The organism is Pleomorphomonas sp. NRK KF1 (assembly GCF_023721755.1).
Lineage (GTDB): Bacteria > Pseudomonadota > Alphaproteobacteria > Rhizobiales > Pleomorphomonadaceae > Pleomorphomonas.
Genome location: NZ_JAMDLH010000003.1, coordinates 296,476 through 316,456 on the forward strand (window position 1 = coordinate 296,476; position 19,981 = coordinate 316,456).

Consider the following 19,981-nt stretch of genomic DNA (forward strand, 5'->3'; position numbering starts at 1 on the left):
ATTGCTGTGTCTCCGCCTCTTGGAGCGCCGGCGAAAACGCGACAGACTGCCGCTCCGACGGGTGCCGACTCGGGAGGAGATCGGTCGCCGCGCGGGAGGATGGTATGACATTGGCGAAGTTGGGCGAAGGGGCGGCTGCTGCCGTCGACCTTCGCGGTGTTGCGTTTTCGGAAGCCGAGCGGGTGATTTTCCGCGCCGGACCGCTCTCGGCCTCGGCCTTCCGATTTGCCTCCGGCGTCGACGCCGTCAGGCTGTCGAATGGACACGACGAGGTGGTGGTGCTGCCTTTCCAGGGGCAGCATGTCTGGTCTGCCCGTCTTGGCGGCCGCGACGTCGGCATGAAGTCGATGTTCGACATGCCGCGCCCGACGCAGAAGTTCTTCGAGACTTATGGCGGCTATTTCCAGCACGCTGGCATCACGGCGATCGGCGCTCCCGGCCCGATGGAGCGCCGCGAGCAGCATGGCGAGTTGCCTAACGCCCCCTATCGTGATGCAGCCGTCCTGATCGGCGAGGACGCAAGCGGGCGCTACATCGCCGTCACCGGCCGCTACAACCACACGGTTGCCTTTGCCACCAACTACGAGGCGGTGCCGCTCCTGAAGCTCTACGAGGGACGGTCGCGGATCTCGATTGGCATCACCGTCACCAACCTGAAATCGTCGCCGCTCACGGTCCATTATCTCGGCCATCTCAACTGGCGCGCCCGCGAAGGCGGCCGGTTGGTCGGCACGGTGCATGAGACGGCCGAGAGTTTGCGTGTCCGCCAGGAAATCCCGCCGCATATCAAGCCTGGGCCGGGCTATGTCGAATGGATTGCCGAACTCGCCAAAGATCCCAGCAAGGCCGGCACCCTGACGTCGGACAAGATTTTCGCGCCCGAAGTGGTGTTCGCCTTCGATCCTCTGACCGACGACGAAGGCAGATCGCATTTCATGCAGATCCATCCGGACGGGACGGCCGACTACACCTCCTTCAGGCCCGAGGACACTGGTGCCGCGGCCCGCTGGATCTGCCGGACCGGCGATCAGGAGGCGGTCGGAATGGCCTTCCCCGTGCGATCACCCGACGAGGCGGCGCGCGTCAATGGGCAAGAGGTGACCCACGCCCCGCTGGCCCAAGGGGAACGCTTCACGACGGAGATCATCGCGGCCGTCTTCACACCGGCGGAAGCGGAGGCTATGGCCCGCCATATAGAGGCGGTGAAGCGCCAGCGCGCCTGAGGGAGCGTGGAGTTCAGCTGAAGGCGTCGAGTGTCGTCTTCATCATGTCGTTGGCCACCTTCATGGTCTTGGCGGAGGCCTCGTAGCTCATGCGGGCGGTCATGACGTTGACCAACTCGCTGGTCATGTCGACGTTGGGGGTAGCTACCATGCCCTCGGCGTCGGCATCCGGCGACGACGGGTCATAGCTCGGAACATAGGGATCGCCGCCGGCGTTGACGATGCGCGCGGATACGCCGCCGCCCTTGACGTCTGACTGTTTCACTGTCACCGGCGCATAAGCGGACGTCCCGCCTGAAGCGCTTGGTAGCGGACCCGATGATTGGGCATTGGCAATGTTTTGTGCCGAAGCTTCAAGGCGTGTCGTGGCGGCCTGCATCCCCGACGTGGAAATCGACGATTTGGGCGAAATGGACATCGGGGCGGCTCCAGGCACTCGAAGTCCTACATTATGGGGCGAAGACGCTAAGCCCGCCTTGCCGCGATGGAGAGAATTTGAATCATTGCCCGCTCCAGGTGTCGCCGGGACGATTTATCTCCATTTCCGGGAATCTTTGGACGGCGGTTCCTAGAAGAATGCCCTCTTCCGATGCCAAATGAAGAGGCACCCGGACACGGGTGCGGCGGGATTTGACCAGTAGCTTGCGACCGCCGGATCAATCGCTAAAGCGCCATGCCCTCGGCATGGTGGGGCCTTTTCCAGGAGGCGACCATGACCGTCACTCACCCGACAATGCCTATCCACGCCGCCGGACGATGCTGTCGTCGATTTTTTCGAACGTGGCTGAAACCAAACGCTCTCGAACGGGTTTGATGGGTGGCCGGTGCGCGCCGGCCCTGGAGGCAGGAAATGGATAGCGGATATATCGTCGAACTGGCCGGCGAAGCGGCCGGTGTGTTGGTTGGCGCCGGTGGCGTCTATGAGTTTCACGCGGTGGATCCCCGCTTTCGCTCTCTTGAGGGAGCGGTCTTCGACAATGGTTTTGCTGCCGAGCGCGCAGTACGGCGCCTCGCCCGTCAAGGGGCGGGAAAGACGACGCAACGCGGCCGTCGCCAGTATTCCCTCTTCCGCGATGGACTTGGTCTGTCGGGGCGCCCGACGATCGAGGCTTTCAGCACGTAATCCTAGTCCAGACCTTTTCTTGAATCTCTTCTTAAGTCCTTTAATTGACCTCTGTTTTGCCTTGGTTGTCCTTCTCGGCCGTTACCCTTCCAGACGCGCCGATCAACTTCCCCGGGAGCGTTGGCTCCCGGGGCTTTTTGTTTTCGTTGGTCACACGGACGCGGCCTGGGCCCTGCCGGCGATGAGGTCGCGATACCAGAGGGCCGAGGACTTCGGCGTTCGCACCTGTGTCTCGTAATCGACGTAGACGACGCCGAAGCGCTTCGCATAGCCGTGCGACCACTCGTAATTGTCCATCAGTGACCAGACGAAATAGCCGTCGACGCGGATCCCCTTGTCGCGGGCGTCGGCGAGGACCGTCAGATGCTTGTCAAGGTAGTCGATGCGGCCGGGATCGTCGCATTTGCCGTCGATGAGCTCGTCATACTGGGCGCAGCCGTTTTCCGCGATGTAGATGGGCGGCAGCTTGTAGCGGGCATCGAGGTCGGTAAGCAGGCGATCGAGGGCCGGCGCATGGATCTCCCAGCCCATGGCTGTGCGCGGCACGTTCTCCGCCTGAACGGAACGGGCGCGCGGGAAGGGCAGGGCGGGGTCGGCAACGATCCGCTCGGGCGCGTAGAAATTCAGCCCGAGGAAATCGATCGGCGTCGAGATGATCTTGAGATCGTCCGGCTCGATCGTCGGCATGATCGGGCCGAAGGCGTCCAGGACATCGGCGGGATAGTGGCCGAGAAACACCGGGTCCATGAATACGCCGTCATGGAAGGCGCGGTAGCGCTCGGTGGCGGCGATGTCCTCGGGACGGCCGCTGGCTGGATAGAGAGCCTTGGCGTTATAGACGATGCCGGACGGAAGGTCTGCGCGACGCGCCTTGATCGCCTGCATGGCAAGGCCATGGGCAAGGTTCAGCGTATGAATGGATGCGAGCGCTGCGGTCAGATTGCGTTCCCCGGGGGCATGTTCGCCGATGAGGTAGGACAGATGGCCGGAGCACCAGGGCTCGTTGAGCGTCATGATGCCCGACAGACGGTCGCCGAGGCGGGCCATCACCACGTCGGTGTAGTCGGCGAAGGCATAGGCGGTGTCGCGGGCGCACCAGCCGCCGCGACCGTGCTGCTCGATCGGCAGATCCCAGTGATAAAGGGTTGCGTAGGGCTTTATCTCCGCCTTCAGCAACTCGTCGATCAGCCGATCGTAGAAGTCGATGCCCTTTTCGTTGACCGGGCCGCGACCGTCGGGAATGACTCGTGGCCAGGCGATCGAGAAGCGATAGGCATCTGCCGAAAGGGACCTCAGCAGGCGCACGTCTTCCGGCATCCGGTGGTAATGATCGCAAGCGACGTCGCCGGTGTCGCCATTCCTGACGCGGCCTGGAATGCGGGAAAAGGCGTCCCAGATGCTCGGCTTGCGACCATCCTCGTCGTGGGCGCCTTCTATCTGATAGGCGGCGGTGGCGTAGCCGAACACAAACTCGCGGGGAAAACGTTTCGAAAGCGCGGCGTTGGACATCGGGCTCCTCCTCATCTGACACAACGCATTGCCATGAATCGGTTCACGCCGAAAGCCCCCGTCGTTTCTTTTTGCGTTCGTCCGGAATGGGCTGTATTTGGGCCATCACTGAAGGAGATGATCGCGGGCGATGGATAAGCTGGCTTCGTTCAACTGGGTGAAGATCGCCTCCTATCTGATCGTTGGCATCGCCCTGCTTCTTTGCCTTGAGATGGGGTTGCTCGCTGGCCTCCTGGCGGGGCTACTCGTTCATGAGACGGCGATCAGCGCCTCTCCCTGGCTCCGCAACCGTACCGGCTGGACCCAGCAAATGGGCAAGGCGGTGGCTCTTGTCGTCATCGTGGCAGCGATCTCGCTCGGCATCACGGCCGCCGTCGTTTCGGCCGGCTCGCTGTTCACCAACGGATCCGAGGGACTGTTCGCCCTCATTCACAAGATGGCGCAGGTCCTGGAGACCGGGCGCACCTATCTTCCGCCCTGGATCGGCGATTATCTCCCCGTCAACACCGATGAGCTTCGGCGCCAGGCGGTGAAGTTCCTGCAGGACAATGCCTGGGAGCTACAGCGTTTCGGTCAGGACGTCGGCCGCATCCTCGTCTACATCCTGTTCGGCATCATCATCGGCTCGCTGGTGTTGTTCCGCAGGCCGCCCGATAAGCCGCACGGTCCCCTGTCCATCGAACTGATCGGTCGCGTTCGTCGCCTGACGCTGTCCTTCCGTCGTGTGGTTTTCGCGCAGATCCGCATTTCACTTCTCAACACGACGCTGACAGCCCTCTTCCTCTATGGCCTCGATCCGTTGATCGGCGTTCAATTGCCGTTCCTGAAGACCATGGTGGCGGTGACCTTCATCGTCGGCCTGCTGCCGGTGATCGGCAACATCATCTCCAACACGGTCATCTTCATCGTCAGCCTGGGTGTGTCGGCTCCGGCGGCGATCGCCGCGCTGATCTTCCTGATCGCCATCCACAAGCTCGAGTATTTCGTCAACGCCCGCATCATCGGCACGCAGATCAACTCGCGCGCCTGGGAAATGCTCACGGTCATGCTCGCCATGGAAGCGACCTTCGGTGTGCCGGGACTGATCGCAGCGCCCGTCTTCTATGCCTACGTCAAGGAAGAATTGTCGGCCAACGGCCTGATCTGAGAGTGCCGGTTTCCCGACGCTTGCGCTCTTTCGATGATCGTTATAACCTGATGTATATAACGACCAGACGGGAAACCCATCTTCATGAAAAAGTCGCTCGCCCTCGTTGCCGCGCTTGCGCTCGGCCTCCTGACTTCGGCTGCCTCCGCCGCCGATCAGGTGCGGATTTTCGCCGCCGCCTCGGTGGCGCCGTCGATTCAGAAGATCGCCGATACCTACAAGGTCGGCAAGGACGTCGAGGTACTGGTGACTCCGGCCGCCTCAGGTGCGCTGGCCAAGCAGATCGAGGCCGGTGCGCCTGCCGACATCTTCATTTCGGCCGATCTCAAGTGGATGACCTATGCCAACGAGAAGGGCTTGATGAAGGAGGGCAGCAGTTTCAACCTCCTTGGCAACTCACTGGTGCTGGTTGCCGCCAAGGATGACAAGGTCGCCGTCGACCTTGCCGACACGGCGGCGCTGCAGTCCGTGCTCGGCGACGAGCGCCTTGCCGTCGGTGAGGCCAAGAGCGTTCCGGCCGGCGCCTATGCCGAGGAGGCGCTGAAGTCGCTTGGCCTTTACGATGCGGTGTCGCCGCGTTTTGCCCCGGCCGAAAACGTCCGCGTCGCCCTGCAGATGGTCGCCCGCGGCGAAGCCAAGCTCGGCATCGTCTATGGTACCGATGCCGCCGCCGAGCCCGGTGTCGCCGTCGCCGCCACTTTCCCCGAAACGAGCCACAAGGCCATCGTCTATCCGATCGGCCTGACCAAGGGCGCCGGCCCGAGCGCTGCCGATTTCGTTGCCTATCTCAAGGGGCCGGAGGCAGATGCCGTGTTCGCGGCCGCCGGCTTCATCAAGCCGGCCAAGTGAGTGGCCGCCCTCCGACCGATCTCGGTCGGGATGTTCGCTCGCCGATGACCCCTTGCCGGCCGGGTGCCGATCGACCACTGTGAGCTGATGCCGGATCTCTCCCCAGACGCCTGGACCGCCATTGCCCTGAGCTTCAAGGTCGCCGCCGTGGCGACCCTTTGGGGCGTTCCCGTTTCCACCGTGCTGGCGCTGATTCTGGCGCGCGGTCGGTTTCCCGGCAAGGCGCTGTTCGATGGCCTCATCCACTTGCCGCTGGTGCTGCCGCCGGTGGTTACCGGTTACGCTCTCTTGCTGCTGCTCGGACGCAAGGGGCTGATCGGGGCCTTTCTCGACCAGCACTTCGGCATCGTCTTCGCCTTTCGCTGGACGGGCGCCGTCGTCGCCGCCGTGGTGATGTCGCTGCCGATCATCGTGCGCGCCATCCGATTGTCGATCGAAGCGGTCGACGCTCGGCTCGAGCAGGCATCCGGCGCCTTGGGTGCCGGTCCCTTTGCCACTTTCTTCCTGGTGACGCTTCCGTTGTCGCTGCCGGGTATCCTGGTGGGGGCAACGCTTGGATTTGCCAAGGCGCTCGGCGAGTTCGGCGCCACCATCACCTTCGTCTCCAATATACCCGGCGAGACGCGCACCATCGCGTCGGCCATCTACACCGCGAGCCAAAGCCCGGAAGGCGATGGCGAGGCGCTTCTCCTGTCGGTGATCGCCGCTTGCATCGGTCTTGCCGCGCTGGTCGCATCGGAAGTCATCGCCCGTTGGTTCAGGAGGGCCTCGTCGTGATCGACGTGGAGATCCATCAGCGCCTGGGCGGCTTCCAACTCGATGTCGATTTCTCCGGCGACGGTGGCGTCACCGCGCTGTTCGGTCCCTCCGGCTCGGGCAAGTCGTCGGTGATCAAGTTCATCGCCGGGTTGACGCGGCTTCGTTCCGGCCGAATCGTCGTCGATGGCGCGGTGATGGCCGATGGAGAAGGGCGGCACGTGCGGCCGCATCGCCGCCGGATCGGCGTGGTGTTCCAGGAAGCGCGGCTGTTCCCGCACCTGTCCGTCCGACACAATCTTCGTTACGGCCGATTGTTTACGCCCCGAGGCCAGCGTCACATCGCCGAGGGACCGGTGATCGAGACGCTCGGCATCGGTCATCTTCTCGACCGTCATCCGTCGACGTTGAGCGGCGGCGAACAGCAGCGTGTCTCCCTTGGTCGGGCACTGCTCGCATCGCCGCGCCTGTTGCTGATGGACGAGCCGCTCGCCTCCCTCGACGCACCGCGTCGCCTGGAAATCCTGCCGCTGATCGAAGCCCTTCGCGACGAGTTCGGCATTCCCATCGTATATGTCAGCCACGCCGTCGAGGAGGTGGTTCGGCTGGCCGGCAAGGTGGTGGTTCTTGAGGGCGGCAAGGTGGCGCGCGTCGGCTCGCCCACCGATGTGTTTCGCGTCGCAGCCGACCGCTTCGAGATCATGTCGGTAATCGAGGGGCGGCTTGGGCCGCCGAACGGCCCGTTCCAGTTGACGCCCGTCGAAACGCCGGCGGGTATCGTCTGGCTGAACGGCCTCGTGCGGCCACTGGGGCGCGAGGTGCGCGTGCTGGTTCACGCAACCGACGTGGCGCTTGCCACCCGTCGTCCGGAGGGGGTAACCATCCGGACCGTGCTGGTCGGCACCGTGGCCGATGTGCCCGATGGCTCCGGGCCGAGCGTCACGGTCGACGTGGCGCTTGATGGCGGTTCTCATATCGCCGCCTCGGTCACGCGGGCGGCGGTGGCCGAGCTGGATCTCAAGCCGGGGCGGCCGGTGTTCGCGTTGGTGAAATCGGTGGCGCTTGACGAGCGTCCTTTGTGACAGGCGGCCGACCGTTGGTCGCTTCTGAATGCTTTAGCCTCTTTCCTCAGGAGGCAGGCCAAGCTAACTAGCGTCGATCAAATCGCGACGAGGTTTTCCGACCATGGCCGACGCCAACAAGCGCACTCACATTCTCACCCTCTCCTGCGCCGATCGTCCGCGCATCGTCGCCTCGGTCACCACCATCCTCGCCGGCCTCGGCGGCAACATCGCCGAAAGCGCCCAGTTCTGGGATCGGGTCACCAACCGTTTCTTTATGCGCATCGCCTTCGAAACGCCGGCCGCCTTGAGCGCCGAGACGATCCGCGCCGCCCTGTCCGACACCATCGAGACCTTCGGCATGACCGTCGACCTCGTCGATGCGGCCCGCACGCCGAAGATCGTCATCATGGTCTCGAAGTTCGATCACTGCCTGCAACATCTGATGTATCAGATCCGCGTCGGCTGGCTGAAGGCGGAGGTGGCAGCCATCGTTTCCAACCACGAAGACAGCCGCGCCTTCGCCGAGGCGCAGGGCATTCCCTACTATTGCTGGCCGGTCGACAAGGACAAGTCAAACAAGGAAGAACAGGAAGCCAAGGTCATGGCCCTGGTCGAGGAAACAGGCGCCGAATTGGTCGTGCTCGCCCGCTACATGCAGGTTCTGTCCGACAAGCTGTCGTCGGCGCTGTTCGGCAAGGTCATCAACATCCACCATTCCTTCCTGCCGTCCTTCAAGGGTGCCAGGCCCTACCACCAGGCGCACGAGCGCGGCGTCAAGCTGATCGGTGCCACCGCCCACTATGTGACGCCCGACCTCGACGAAGGTCCGATCATCGAGCAGGAAACCTCGCGCGTTACGCACGCCCTCTCCGCCGAGGATCTGGTCGCCGTCGGTCGCGACAATGAGTCGCGTGTGCTCGCCCGTGCGGTGAAGCTGCATCTTGAGGCGCGCGTTCTGATGCACGGCAAGAAAACCATCGTCTTCGCCTGACGCTTTCGGAAGACGAATTCCCAAAATCCCCGAAAGTCGCTGGTGACCGCAATTTGCCGGCATGCATTGGTGCGGCGTCTTCAGGAGGCAGATCTCGCCGGTCCCTGAAAGACAGAGGGGTCTATAAACATGAATTTCCAGATGCAGGCATCGGCATTGGCCGTTGCCGTTCTTTTTGTGTGCGTGGTCGACGCCAGTGCTTATGATCGGCGTGTCGTTGTGGTCAACAATACATCCACGGCAATCCAGGAGTTCTATGCTTCGAACACCGGCCAAGACGATTGGCAGGAAGACATTCTGGGAGAGGACACGCTGCCGCCAGGCGGTGAAATGACCGTCAACATCGACGATGGCTCGGGTTACTGCAAATACGACTTCCGCGCCGTGTTCGAAGACGCCACGGAAGCCACGAAGGCGGGCGTAAATGTCTGCGAAGTGGGGCGTTTCTCTTTCGAAGAGTGAACAAGGCTCGATCGAACGAGCATCCTTTACTCTGCGCCCAGGCATCCACCCGGTGGTTTGGCCCGAATGGCGAGAAGCTTTTCGGGCCGAGACTCTCGCTGCTTTCGGGCGCCGTTAAGCGTTGTTTCACGCCGGCCTGCCAATGTCGCGCCAACCTCACCTCATGGCATGGTGTTGCGGTGCTGAAAGGCGTGTTCCCCGGAGGCCGGTTCGGCGTATTTGCAGGTTGCGGTCTGCTTTACGCCGGATTGTCCGCGGTGATGATCGCGATCGTCCTGGTGGCCGGCGTGAGAACGCCCGTATGGCCTGCCGACGCCGTGGTCGTCGCCCTCTTGGTCAATCGGTCGACCGGAGATCGGTTGGCCGGCGTGGCTGGCGCCCTTGTTGGGTGGCTCCTGTACGCCTGGTTTCGTGGCGGCGACGCGCATTTCTTCGTCTCCATCCTGTTCGTGCGGGCTCTCTCCATGGGAGTCGGCCTCTGGGTGATCGATCTCGTCCGGATCTGGACGGTACGGTCGCACAACGAGGAACTGTTCGAGACGATTGCCGCGCTCGCCGCCGCCCTCTTTGCACCTCTCGCTAGCCTCATCCTGGCGTTTTCCCTCTCGGAAGCCGGAATCCTCCGTAACCCACCAATGCCGATCGGCGTTTGGTGGGGGGGCGGGACCGCCGCTTTTGCCATCTTTCTTCCGACGTTGCTCTATCTGCAACGCGACGCCGCTTGGCTTGGTCACCGACCGGCCTGGCTGAATGGCTGGACCTTCGCAGCCTTGGTTCTGGTGTTCTCGGCTGGTGCCGTCACCGCCACCGCCACGCTGCCAGAACCGATGGTGTTCTTCGTCGTCCCCCTGTTGCTCGCGAGCTTCGTTCTCCGTCCCATCGACATGGCAGCATTGTCGGGTACGGTCTGGTTCGTGACGATGATGGCAGCCTACGGCATGGTCGAAGCGTCGCACGCCCCCCTGTTGACGCCTCTCGGCGTTTCCATCGGTGCGTTGCTGCCCATCGCCACCTGCGTGTTGCTGGAGCGGCTGCGTCAGCGCAAACGGGATCTGGCGGAAAGCGAAAACCTGTTTCGCCGCTCCATGGATAACGCCAGCATCGGCATGACGATCATCGGCACGGATGGTCGTTACCAGAAGGTCAATTCAGCCTTCTGCAACATGACCGGCTACAGCGAAGAGGAACTCCTCGGCCGGAGCTTCAAGGACATTACCTACGAAGAAGATAAGGAAAAGCTGGCCGGCTTTTGCAAGGGTATTGCGGAAGGCAGGATACGCAACCTCAAGGCCGAGAAACGCTATGTGCGGAAGTCGGGCGAGGTCTTTTGGGCGGAAATCTCCATCATCGTCTTCGACGATGCGATGACTGGGCGGCCGGATCGGTTCATCACCCAAATCGAAGACATCGATCTCAAGAAGCGGACGCTGGAAGCCATAGCGGAGAGCGAAAGCCGCTGGGCTTTCGCCTTGGAGAACGGCCAGCAGGGCGTCTGGGATGTCGACAAGATAGGTGGGCGGCTCTACACCTCGCCCACTTGGAAACGCATGCTCGGCTACGAGCCGCACGATGTGTCGATCGATGGAGGCGATGCCTGGCTCGAACTGATGCACCCGGACGACCGCGACAACTTTCTCAGCGTCAACTATGCGCATGAGCGCGGCGAGACGGAGTGGCTCGAAGCGGAGTTTCGCCTGCGCCACAAGGACGGACACTGGGTCTGGATTCTCGATCGCGGCAAGGTGATTTCTCGCGACGCCGACGGGCGCCCGCTTCGCATCATCGGTACCCATACCGACATTACGCGCAACAAGGCGGCAGAGCTGGAAATTCAGCTTCTCGAAGAACGCGTTCGCCTCGCCGTCGAAGCCGGCGGCATCGGTCTGTGGAGTATCGATCTCGCCACCGGCGCGGCAACTTGGAATGGCGAGACCTTTGGGCAGATGGCCAGCGAGGGCGCCGATCAGCGGTCGATGGAGTGGCTGCGCTTCGTGCACCCCGAAGATCGGCCGGGCCTGTCGGAGATGCTGCGGCAGGCTGCCTTGGACCCGGATGCAAGGGTGAACACCACGTGCCGCCTGCTGAGCCCGACGCGCGGCGTGGTTCACATCCGTGTGCTTGCCGACAGGGTGACATTGTCGAACGGCGATCGTCTGCTGCTCGGCACGGCATGGGATATCAGCGAGCAGGTGAGCTCCGCCCAGGCGCTGCGCGACGAGAAGGAACGCCTTCGAACGACGTTGCACGCCATCTCCGACGGTGTGATCGCCACCGATGCCGACGGTCGCGTCGCGCTGATCAATCCCGCCGCTCAACGAATGACAGGGCTTTCCGAACCGGAAGCCTGCGGTCATCCGATCGAAGAGGTCTTCCAGGCCGTTCATGACGACACGGGGCAGCCGGCGGCCTCATGCGTGCGACAGGTGCTGGAGACGGGCCAGCCGGTCGAGCGGCTCGGAACGCAGGTCATCGATGTGCGCGGCCGCGATGTGCACTACATCCGCGAAGCGGCGGCGCCGATCATCGCCGCCGGCGCCGACGGTCGGGCCGGCGCCGTTCTGGTCTTCCAGGATGTCTCGGCCGAGCGCGCCATGCAGCGATCTCTCGCCCATGCCGCGACCCATGACGACCTCACCGGACTCGCCAATCGCCGTTACTTCGAGACGCGCATCCAGGGCATGATCGCTGCGGCGCGCGAGGATGGTAGCCAGCAAGGTCTGCTGTTTGTCGATCTCGACCGCTTCAAGATCGTCAACGACATGGCGGGACATCTGGCCGGCGACGCTCTCCTGCAGGAAGTGGCACGCACCATGCGGTCGATCGTGCCGATCAGCGATTGTCTCGCCCGGCTGGGCGGTGACGAGTTTGCGGTGCTGATCGAGAACTGCGACCGCCAGTTCGCAGCCTTCGTCGGCGAAAAACTGATCGACGCCATCGAGGCCATTCGCTTTACCTGGGAGGGTAAGGTCTACGAAGTCGGCGCCAGCGTCGGCGTTACCCAGGTCGACGGCACGACTGCGAGCGCCGAGGCGGTGCTGGCCGAGGCCGACGTCGCCTGCTACGCCGCAAAGGCCGCCGGTCGCGGTCGCGTCTCGGTCTTCATGCAAGATACGGGCGAGGCGCAACAGCACATGAGCGACTTCCGTTTGGCCGCTCGTATCCGCGAAACCATCGAGAACGACCGGTTCGTGCTTTATGCTCAGGAAATCAGGCCGATTGGCGCCCCGAGTGCGAGCGGCCGGTCGCTTGAGATCCTCATCCGCATGCTTGACGACGATGGTGGTGTGCAGACGCCGGACACCTTCATCCCGGCCGCCGAGCGCTTCGACCTGATGGGCGCCATCGACCGGTGGGTACTCGCCAGGGTGATCGCGGACTTCGGGCCGGCGATCATGGCGGTGCCCGACCTGCGTGTGGCCGTCAACCTGTCGGCAAACTCGCTCAACGATCCGACACTCTGGCGTTACCTTGCCGACCTCTTCCTCGCGAGTCCCCTGTCGCCCTCGCGCCTGACGCTTGAGATCACCGAGACGGCGGTGATCAACTCCTTCGAAGTGGCACGCGATTTCATCCGCGCCGTGCGCGGCGTCGGTTGCCGCGTCAACCTCGATGACTTTGGGTCCGGCCTGTCGTCCTTTACCTATCTGAAGAGCTTCGACGTCGATGCCATCAAGATCGATGGCAGTTTCGTTCACAACATGGCCAATAGCGCCTACGACCGCTCCGTCGTCCGGGCGATCAACGAAATCGGCCGTCAACTCGGTGTCGAGGTGATCGCCGAGCGCATCGAGGACGAAGCGACACTGAAGGAACTGGCAGCGCTCGGCGTCGGCTACGGTCAGGGCTATCTTTTCAGTGAGCCGAGCGACTTCAACGCAGTGCTCGCCGGCTACGGCGACGAGCTGGGCCTCACTCCTGCCGAGTCGCTGCGTGCCTGAGCTTGTCGGGCTTCGCTTGGACCTAAGCTCAGGTTGTTTCTTCCAAAAAGCCGGCTCATCATGCCCTCGTCGGTGGCCAGCCGGAAGACCGGCCCGATAGAGGAAAGGCGCGCGGCGACCGTCGCGTCGGCCGCGCTTTCGCTGAGGAGAGCGATATGGCCAAGGGACAGATGAGAAAAACCAAGGAAGCGCGCAAGCCGAAGGCAACGAAGCCTGCCGGCGGATCCAAGACCGCTTCGGTGACGGACGTCTTCGCCAAGGCGAGCGACGATGCCACTCACCATGCCGGCAAGAAGAAGTCTGCGGCCTGACGGCCGACCTCAGATGAGATCGAGCGTCGTGCGGCCTTCGCCGTAGGCCTCGGTCCAGTCGGCGGCAAAGCCGGCTATGCCCGAGTCCGTCAGCGGATGGCGGATCAGCGCTTCCAGAATGTCGGGTGGCAGCGTCGCCGAGTGCGCGCCGGCCATGGCGATGTCGTGGACCTGCTGAACGTTCTTGAACGAGGCGGTGAGCAGCCGGGTCGGCAGGGCGTGGATGCGGAAGAGATGGGCTATGTCGGCGACGACCTTGACGCCGTCGCCGCCGATCATGTCGAGCCGGTTGACATAGGGAGCGGTGAAGGCCGCGCCGGCGACCGCCGCCATCAGCGCCTGCTGGGCGGTGACGATGGCTGTCGCAGTGACGCGGAAGCCGAGCCCCGATAGTCGGCGGATCGCCTTGAGACCCTCGGCCGTCACGGGAACCTTGGGATGAAATCCGGTTCCCACGAAGTCGGCCAGCTTGCGCGCTTCGGCCACCATGGTGTTGGCGTCGCGCGCCGTCACCTGAACGTGCAACATGGCCCCGTCGCCGATCACGGCTCGGATGTCCTTGATGACATCCGGAAACGGCCGCTTCTCGCGCGCGATCAGCGTTGGGTTGGTGGTCACTCCGGCGATCGGATAGAGATCGGCCAGGCGGGCGATGGCAGCAGCGTCGGCGGTGTCGAGAAAATAGATCATTGGTCTCTCCCTGTGCCGACAATAGCCTTGGCCGGCCTTGCCGTCACGGGGTCAGAGCGTTGCCATCCGCTGCCACAGACGCGCCGCTTCGGCGCGCGCCTCGGCTTCGATGGCGCCGGCATCGGCACCGACGAGACGACCGTCGCGAACGACGAGTCGGCCGCCGACTACCACCAGCGCCACCTTTCCGTCTTCACGCACCACCACGTCGCCGGCCGCGCCGGTCGCGAGCCCGGTCGCGGAGAAGCCGAAGCGTTCGGCGATCAACCGTTGGCCGGCGTCGAGACGGCCAGTCGCCCGATCGTCGCCTTCGGCTGCGGCGATGCGGAAGAGGGCGGCTTCCTCGACGGCCATGTCAGCGTCCCAGCCGTCACAGCCGAGCGCGACGTTATCCGAGTGGCGGAGATTGGTCGGGTAGCCCACCCGGTTACCCTCGTTGGAGCGCGGGTTCTGGACGAACCAGAGGTCAAGCCTGTCGGCCTCACGCACCTCGTCGGCCGTGAGATGCACGCCGTGGGCGAGGATCGAGCCGGGCGGCAGCGCATCGAGCGCCAGCAGTCGCTCGAGCGGGCCGGCATAGCCACGCGCCCGGGCATCCTCCACGTCGTCAATGGCTTCGGCGACATGGACGTGCATCACCGTGCCAAGCCTGCCGCAAAGCTCGCCCGCTGCGCGGATGGTATCGTCGGACACGGTGAAGCTGGCATGCAGACCGACCAGACGGCGGACGAGCGGCGTCTCCTCGACGTTGCCGCATTCGACAAGCCCGGCCTCGGCTTCTGCGCGGCCGAAGTTGCGCTCGGTGGCGCCGAAGGTGAGAAGCGCCCGCACGCCGAGATCTTCGGCGGCGTCCGCCAGCACCTGAAGCGAGCCGCCAATGAAATGCGGCGACTCGTGATGGTCGACAAGGCTGGTGGTACCGGCGAGCAGCGCCTTGGCGATGTAGTCGCGGGCCGACGCTCTGAGGGCCTGGCGGTCGAGCGCCCGGTCGAGCCGCCACCATACCTTCCGCAGGATCTCGATGAAGTTGGCGGGCGCCGGTTCGGCCGGTGGCATGCCGTAGGGTGCAAGGCCGGAGTAGAGATGGGTATGGGCGCAGACCGCGCCCGGCCGGATTTCTCCATCCGGGCACGCCACGACCGGCGCGGCCGGATCGGCTGTCTCGACGATGGTGCCGTTGACGATGGCGACGGTGCGGCCGGTCCGATCGGGGCCGATGGTGATCGAACGGGTCAATGCCAGTCGCTCCGGTCGAGCTCGGGGTCGAGGCCGACCGATAGCGCCCGCGCCGCCGGGCTGTCGATCATCGGCAGAACCGTGCGCCGCACGCCGTCGAAGGCCGCCAGCGCCGAGGCAACGGCGCCGGCCGTCGGCACCAGGCCGATCTCGCCGATGCCCTTGGCGCCGAACGGTCCTTCCGGCTCGTGCTCCTCGATGATGATCACCTCGACCTCCGGCATGTCGGAGGCCCTGAGCGCGCCGATTTCGCGAACGTTGGCCGTCACCGGCATGCCGTCCTTGCACGGAAGCTGTTCGGTCAGGGCGTAGCCGAGGCCCATGTGCACGGCCCCCTCGATCTGCCCTTCGGCCAGCTTCGGGTTGAGAGCCTTGCCAACGTCGTGAGCGGCGATCACCTTGGCGACGCGGCCGGCCTTGTCGAGGATGGCCACCTGCGTTGCCCAGCCGAAGGCTGTGTGGGTCTTGATCTTGCCGTTCTTGAGCTGCCCCGGCGCCGTCGTGTCGTCGATCAGGATATCACCGGCGAACACCTCGCCAACGAGATCCTTCAGCGTCTTGCCCCCATCGAGAGCGGCGCGGAGCGCTTTCGCCGCCTTGATCACCGCGTTGCCGGCCAACAGGGTGCCACGTGATCCGGTGGTCTGGCCGCAGCCGACGTCGTAGCGGCTGTTGACCTGCGGCACGAAGATGGACGAGGGCAGGCCGGTCACCTCGGCTGCCGACTGGGCGGCGATGGTGAGGAGGCCCTGTCCCATTTCGGTGAAGCCGATGTGGAGGCCGATGCGGTCTTCCGCCTCGATCTCCAGGCGGCACTTGCCCCATTCGAGCGCGCCGTTGCCGATGCCGGAGTTCTTCACCGCGCAGGCGACGCCGACCGCCTTGCCCTCGGCCTTCGCCGCGTAATAGGCGTCCTTGACGGCGAGCAAGGACTTCTCGAGGCCGACCGACTTCTCCAGGATCTGACCCGAGGAGAACACGTCGCCGACGCGAACGCCGTTGCGCCAGCGCATCTCCCAGCCGTCGATGCCGACCTTCTCTGCAAGAAGATCAAGGCAGCCTTCCATCGCGAACGACGTCTGGTTGACGCCGAAGCCGCGCATGGCGCCGCAGGGCGGGTTGTTGGTGTAGGCGGCGATCGAGTGGATGGACAACGTCGGCACCCGATAGGGGCCGCAGGCATGGCCGGCGGCGCGCTCCAGCACCTTGTCGCCCACAGAAGCGTAACAGCCGCTGTCGCCGAGAATGTCGATCTTGGCGGCGGTGATATGGCCATCCGCGTCGCAGCCGACGGAATAGGTCATCTTCATCGGATGGCGCTTGGGGTGGAGGCGAACTGACTCCTCCCGAGAGAGAACGACCCTCACGGGGCGGCCGGTGAGGCGCGCCAGAACGGCTGTCTGCGCCTGCACCGTCATGTCTTCCTTGCCGCCGAAGGCGCCGCCGGTCGGCACCAGTTCTACGAAGATGTTGTCAACTGGCTCACCGAGCACGCCGGCCACCGCCTTGCGGTCCTCGAACACGCCTTGGCCTTGAGAGTAAAGGTGAAGGCGGCCGTCTTCGAGCGGCACCGCCAGTGCCGCTTCGGGCTCCAGGAACAGGTGTTCGATGCGTTGGGTCTGCCACGTGCCGGAGACGACGTGGGCGGAGGCAGCGAGAGCCGCCTCGACGTCGCCACGCTCGATCACGGTCTCGGACAGCAGGTTGGGTTGGCGCGGATTGACCTGCCGCGCGCCGGGCTTCAGCGCCTCTTCCGGCGACAGCGTTGGTTCCAGCACCGTGTAGTCGACGGCGACGAGAGCCGCCGCCGCGCGGGCGGCCCGTGGCGTCTCGGCCGCGACGGCGGCGATGACGTCGCCGACGTAACGCACCTCTTCACCGACCGCGACGAACACGGGCCAGTCCTTCTTGATCTGCCCGACCCAACGGTCGCCGGGCACGTCCTCGGCGGTGGCGATGCGCACCACGCCGGGATGGGCGAGCGCCTTCGAAAGATCGACGGAGTTGACCCGGGCGCGCGCATGCGGCGACAGCACGAAAGCGCCGTGCAACAGGCCCGGCACATCAATGTCGGCGAGGAATGGCCGATCGCCTAGAGCCAGGTCTCCACCGCGGAAGCGCTCGACCGGCCGGCCGACTCCGCCATCGGTCATCGGTTGCGGATGCGGCTTCAAGCCGGCCTTGACGTCGCGGATCAGTTCGACGGCGTCGATCACCTTCTTGTAGCCGGTGCAGCGGCACAGGTGGCCATCGAGGGCGGCGGCGATTTCCTGCCGGTCCGTCGCTTCGCCGGCGTCGGTCAGCGCCTTGATGCGGACCACGAGGCCGGGCGTGCAGAAGCCGCACTGGACGCCGGCGGCGACCTGGAAGGCGTCGGCATAGAGCTGGCGTTCCGCGTCATCCACGCCTTCCAGCGTGACGATCGGTCGCCCCTTCACGGCGGTCGCCTTGAGGGTACAGGTCTTGCTCGGCTTGCCGCCGATCAGCGCCAGACAGCAGCCACACTGACCTTGGCCGGAACAGGCATCCTTCACCGAGGTGATCTTCAGCCGGTCGCGCAACACGGAAAGCAGCGTCTCGTCCGCCTCGACATCGAGCTGATGGTCGCGACCGTTGACGGTAAGGGTGATCATGGGCATCTGGCGGGTCCGTTCAGTCGAAGGCGGCGTTGGCGTAGGTGACGATCGTCGGCGCCGTGACGGCGCGGGCAATGCGGGCGAGAAGGATGATGCGGCCGATGTCGACCGGCTGGTCGGCCGTGCCGGAGACAGCCGTGGGCGAGGACGGATCGACAGAGAGGTCGAACCCGTCGCCGCGACAGGCGAGGCGGGCGCCGTCGTCATCGATCGTGAAGCGTCGGCCGTTGTCGCGAACATGCAGACGCAGGCCTGCCGCCGTCCGCTCGACGGCAAGGCCGTCGCGGTCCGGCGCATCGTCGAGACTTGCGGCCGAGCCGAACAGATTGGCCTTGCGGGCATAGGGGCCGCCAGTTTCCGGACAGGTCACGTCGCAGTTGCCGCAGCGGTTGCAGACGTCGGCGAAGATACCGATCTGCTGGGCACGCGTAACCGGTTGGGCTTCGCTTACGACCACGCCCTCGCCGGGGCGAAACGTCGCAGAGGCGACGGGCTCCTGCGGCAGCGGATAGCGGAAGATGGCGTCGTTGGGGCAGACGTTGACGCACTTGCCGCAGGTCTCGCAGTCCAGAAAGGCGAGCGCTAAGCCTGTGCGGCGCGGCGGATGATCGACCTCGGGGCGGCTGTAGCGGCGGTCATCGGCCACGCGGGCGGCATAGTGGACGGTATTGCGAAGCCGAGTCGCCGATACCCAGGGTTGGAAATCCTGGCCGGCTGTTTCGCGCAGGTCGTCTCCGGCTTCTAGCGCAGCGGCGAGCATCGCCTTTCGCTCTGCTGGAAGGTCGAGATCGTCGAGAGCCTGACCCGCAAGCCCGAAGGCCTTCAGCGCGTAGCTGTCGAGATCGGGCGCCTCCACCTCGGCCATGCGGTCGGCGAGGTCGGCGATATAGTCGGCACCCTTGCCGTAACCGGCGCCCTTCAGAAGGTCAGTGCAGACGCTCACCGGCTTGAGGCCGAGCGCCACCGTGTCGGCAAAGTTGCCGACATCGATGCCGGCCGAGAAGGAGATCGGGAAGCGGTCGCCGAACTCGGCCCTGAACCGCGCGACGAGCTCGATGGCCAGCACATGGAGCGGTGGCCCCGAAAGATACATCTCGCCCGTGCCCTCGGGAAAGAACTGCTTGTGGTTCTGGACGAGCAGCGTGTTGGAGAACTTGACCCCGAAGCCGCGCCCGATCTTCTCCGCCAAGCCGCCTAGCCGGCTAATTATCCCTCTCACGTCCTCCCATTTCGCGTCCTTCTCGAAGGTCGCGTCCGGCACCACGAGGTCGGTATAGCCGAGCTTGTCGTGCAGAAGGGCATTGAGATCGGCCTTGCCGAGCAGCGTCGGGTTGAGCTTGACGACGACGTCGAGCCCTTCCTCGGCCATCAAATGGGCGGCGATCGCTTCGATCTCGCTCGGTGGGCAGCCGTGGAAGGTGGAGATGGTCACGCTGTCGGAGATGCAGGTCGGAAAGGCGAGGTCGCGGAAGCGAGCATAGTTTTCCGGAATCTCAAGCCGCAGCCGATCGATGACCGCGCTGGCATCCTTCATTCCGGCGATGAAGGCGCGAACCTTGTCCGAGCGGATGCCGGCGAGGTCATAGCCGACGCTCATGTCGATGACCGTATCTTCCAGGCCGGGGGCGAGCCCTTCCGCCTTGGCCATCTCGATCAGCATCATCGCCTTGACATACTCCTCGAGCGATTGCTCGAGAGACAGTTCTTGCGACCACTCGATATTGAAGCCGACCGTCTCCATGTCGATGCAGGGGCGGGCGATCTCAAGGTGGTCGAGCACCTGCACCGTCTTGAGCTCGATCACCCGGCCGCCGGCCAGCCAGCTCAGCACGATGTTCTGCGCCAGCTGGGTGTGGGGCCCCGCCGCCGGCCCGAAGGGCGTTGCCGCCCTGCGGCCGAAGATCGAGGTGGACAGATCGCGGCCGCTCGCCGCCTTGGCGAACTTGAAGCGCGGCAGGTGGAAGGCGCTCTTCTTCGCCTCAAGCTCGCGGAACATCCGCTTGACGAGTATCGGCAGCGGAATCGGCGTCAGGTCGGCCATGAAAG

Annotated in this window: 16 protein-coding genes; 10 read left to right on the plus strand and 6 right to left on the minus strand. The window is 64.5% G+C overall.

All coding sequences use genetic code 11. The annotated features are described in order from the left end of the window. Positions 1–104 precede the first annotated feature (104 nt). Entirely contained in the window at positions 105–1,223 is a 1,119-nt protein-coding gene (locus M4J39_RS10755) for a DUF4432 family protein (RefSeq protein WP_251727838.1), read from the plus strand. Positions 1,224–1,236: 13 nt separating this feature from the next. Here the strand turns inward: M4J39_RS10755 and M4J39_RS22915 are convergent, their stop codons facing one another. Then, a complete protein-coding gene (locus M4J39_RS22915) occupies positions 1,237–1,488 on the minus strand; it encodes a flagellar basal body rod C-terminal domain-containing protein (RefSeq protein WP_251727839.1) in 252 nt (83 codons plus the stop codon). Between the two features lie 585 nt (positions 1,489–2,073). On the opposite strand from M4J39_RS22915, the gene M4J39_RS10765 reads away from it, so the two are divergent. Beyond that, complete coding sequence (locus M4J39_RS10765; RefSeq protein WP_251727840.1) at positions 2,074–2,346, plus strand: hypothetical protein; 273 nt, start codon at positions 2,074–2,076, stop codon at positions 2,344–2,346. A 150-nt stretch (positions 2,347–2,496) separates the two neighbouring features. Here M4J39_RS10765 and M4J39_RS10770 read toward each other — a convergent pair whose 3' ends face one another. Further along, a complete protein-coding gene (locus tag M4J39_RS10770) occupies positions 2,497–3,855 on the minus strand; it encodes a GH1 family beta-glucosidase (protein WP_251727841.1) in 1,359 nt (452 codons plus the stop codon). Between the two features lie 130 nt (positions 3,856–3,985). Here M4J39_RS10770 and M4J39_RS10775 point away from each other — a divergent pair, with 130 nt between their 5' ends. The 8 genes from M4J39_RS10775 (at position 3,986) to M4J39_RS10810 (ending at position 13,373) form a co-directional block, all read left to right on the plus strand. After that, positions 3,986–5,002 carry an AI-2E family transporter gene (locus M4J39_RS10775; protein WP_251727842.1) on the plus strand — a complete coding sequence of 339 codons (1,017 nt, stop codon included), beginning with the start codon at positions 3,986–3,988 and terminating at the stop codon, positions 5,000–5,002. A gap of 84 nt (positions 5,003–5,086) precedes the next feature. Next, positions 5,087–5,851 carry a molybdate ABC transporter substrate-binding protein gene (modA, locus tag M4J39_RS10780; RefSeq protein ID WP_251727843.1) on the plus strand — a complete coding sequence of 255 codons (765 nt, stop codon included), beginning with the start codon at positions 5,087–5,089 and terminating at the stop codon, positions 5,849–5,851. An 87-nt stretch (positions 5,852–5,938) separates the two neighbouring features. Continuing rightward, a complete protein-coding gene (modB, locus tag M4J39_RS10785; protein ID WP_251727844.1) occupies positions 5,939–6,628 on the plus strand; it encodes a molybdate ABC transporter permease subunit in 690 nt (229 codons plus the stop codon). Then, positions 6,625–7,689, plus strand: coding sequence for a molybdenum ABC transporter ATP-binding protein (gene modC, locus M4J39_RS10790; RefSeq protein ID WP_251727845.1), 1,065 nt, complete (start codon positions 6,625–6,627; stop codon positions 7,687–7,689). Before modB ends, modC begins: the two co-directional genes overlap by 4 nt. Before the next feature lie 103 nt (positions 7,690–7,792). Next, a complete protein-coding gene (gene purU / locus M4J39_RS10795) occupies positions 7,793–8,662 on the plus strand; it encodes a formyltetrahydrofolate deformylase (protein ID WP_251727846.1) in 870 nt (289 codons plus the stop codon). Positions 8,663–8,791: 129 nt separating this feature from the next. After that, positions 8,792–9,124, plus strand: coding sequence for a hypothetical protein (locus M4J39_RS10800; protein ID WP_251727847.1), 333 nt, complete (start codon positions 8,792–8,794; stop codon positions 9,122–9,124). A 260-nt stretch (positions 9,125–9,384) separates the two neighbouring features. Further along, positions 9,385–13,062, plus strand: a complete 3,678-nt coding sequence (locus M4J39_RS10805) for an EAL domain-containing protein (protein ID WP_251727848.1) — start codon at positions 9,385–9,387, stop codon at positions 13,060–13,062. Between the two features lie 155 nt (positions 13,063–13,217). After that, positions 13,218–13,373 carry a hypothetical protein gene (locus M4J39_RS10810; RefSeq protein WP_251727849.1) on the plus strand — a complete coding sequence of 52 codons (156 nt, stop codon included), beginning with the start codon at positions 13,218–13,220 and terminating at the stop codon, positions 13,371–13,373. Positions 13,374–13,382: 9 nt separating this feature from the next. On the opposite strand, the gene M4J39_RS10815 is transcribed toward M4J39_RS10810, so the two are convergent. From M4J39_RS10815 to M4J39_RS10830, 4 genes are read right to left on the minus strand one after another with little or no spacing between them, the layout of a single operon-like run. After that, positions 13,383–14,063: a transaldolase family protein gene (locus M4J39_RS10815; RefSeq protein ID WP_251727850.1), complete on the minus strand. Its 681-nt coding sequence runs from the start codon at positions 14,061–14,063 to the stop codon at positions 13,383–13,385. Between the two features lie 51 nt (positions 14,064–14,114). Beyond that, entirely contained in the window at positions 14,115–15,299 is a 1,185-nt protein-coding gene (locus tag M4J39_RS10820; RefSeq protein ID WP_251727851.1) for an amidohydrolase family protein, read from the minus strand. After that, positions 15,296–17,938 carry a selenium-dependent xanthine dehydrogenase gene (xdh, locus tag M4J39_RS10825; RefSeq protein WP_251727852.1) on the minus strand — a complete coding sequence of 881 codons (2,643 nt, stop codon included), beginning with the start codon at positions 17,936–17,938 and terminating at the stop codon, positions 15,296–15,298. Before xdh ends, M4J39_RS10820 begins: the two co-directional genes overlap by 4 nt. A 13-nt stretch (positions 17,939–17,951) precedes the next feature. Beyond that, complete coding sequence (locus M4J39_RS10830) at positions 17,952–19,976, minus strand: 4Fe-4S dicluster domain-containing protein (protein ID WP_251727853.1); 2,025 nt, start codon at positions 19,974–19,976, stop codon at positions 17,952–17,954. Positions 19,977–19,981 lie beyond the last annotated feature (5 nt).